The following is a 1,355-nucleotide window of genomic DNA, read 5'->3' as shown; positions in this document are numbered from 1 at the left end:
ATGATGCTCCTATGTTCCGTCAAGGGGTTTTGGGGTTCCGGTGGTGGTGAGCAGGCGGAAGACTTCGCGGGCAACGGCACGTTTGAGGCAGCGGATGATCTCGCGGGTGCTTTTGCCTTCCGCGGTGCGGCGGGCCATGTAGTCGCGGGTGCGTCGGTCGTGGGCCAGCCGGGTGATGACGATGATGTACAGCGCCCGGTTGGCCTGCCGGTCGCCGCCGCGGTGCAGCCGATGCCGGTGGGTGCGGCCCGAGGACGCCGGGATCGGGGCGACACCGCACAGGTGCGCGAAAGCAGCCTCGTTGCGGATCCGGTGCCGGTTGTCGCCGACGGTGATCAGCAGCTGGGTGGCGGTCTCGACTCCGATACCCATCCGGTCGAGCAGTTCGGGGGCGGTGTGCGCCACCAGGGTCTCGAGATGGGTGTGCAGGGTGCGTTCCTCCTCGGTCAGGTCGAGGATCCGCCGGGCCAGTGACCGCAACGCGGTCTTGACCGCCGCGGTCAGATCGCCGGGTACGACCGGTCCCGGCCGCAACCCGGCGCAGGTGCTGATCAACGCCGTGTCCGACAGCGCCCGCAGCCCGCCGCGCACCGGCTCGGGTGCGGTGACGAGCATGGCCTTGAGCTGGGTGATCGCCTCGGCGCGTGCCTTGACCGCCGAGCGACGGGCGTTGCGCAGGAATCGGATTGCCTCGACGTCCCCGTCGTGGGTTTTCGGGACGGTGGTGGCGCGTCCGGTCAGCGCCGCGGTCGCGGCGGCATAGGCATCGAGGGGATCGGACTTGCCGTGGGTGCGGCGGGCGCGCCGGTCCGGGCGGTCGACCTCGACGACGTCGAGGCCGGCCGCGCGCAGTGCGGTGGTCACACTCGCGCCGTAGCTGCCGGTGCCCTCGACCCCGATGCGGGCGACGGCGCCGACCCCGGCCATCCAGGCGAGCAACTGCCGGTGGCCGGTGCCGGTGGTGGGGAACTCCCGGTCGGTCACCCGGCGGCCGAGGACGTCCACCAGGGCGACATGATGGGTGTGTTTGTGGGTGTCGATGCCGGCGTAGACGGTACGGCTGACAGCGGCAGGGGTTTCGGTCATGCTGGACACAGGTCATCCCTTCCGACGGTTGGCCACGCACCCGGCCGGGACGGCGGACAGCACTGTGACGGGACTGTTGGTGTCAGGCTCCTATCAGGTCACTCCGCCCGGACCGGTCGCGTGTGTTTCGGCGTCCCGGTGCGGGCGGGGTCGACACATCATCGCCAGGACAGTCTCGCGACGTCAGTGACATTCAGGGTCAGACCCCCACCGCACCGGACCTGTCCAGTATCAACCGGACCACCCCATACTCACAGTGACATTCGGCC

The 1,355-nt window shown here is 69.8% G+C and carries 1 protein-coding gene; it reads right to left on the bottom strand.

What is annotated here, in order from left to right:
• Positions 1 to 9 precede the first annotated feature (9 nt).
• Positions 10 to 1,086 (bottom strand): IS110 family RNA-guided transposase, encoded by a 1,077-nt coding sequence (locus ACWPOB_RS28475; protein ID WP_455402865.1) that lies wholly within the window; start codon positions 1,084 to 1,086, stop codon positions 10 to 12.
• Positions 1,087 to 1,355: the final 269 nt, after the last annotated feature.

This window comes from Rhodococcus sp. 2H158, assembly GCF_053764755.1.
The sequence above is the reverse complement of the archived record's forward strand: the minus strand, read 5'-3'. Positions and strand labels throughout refer to the sequence as shown.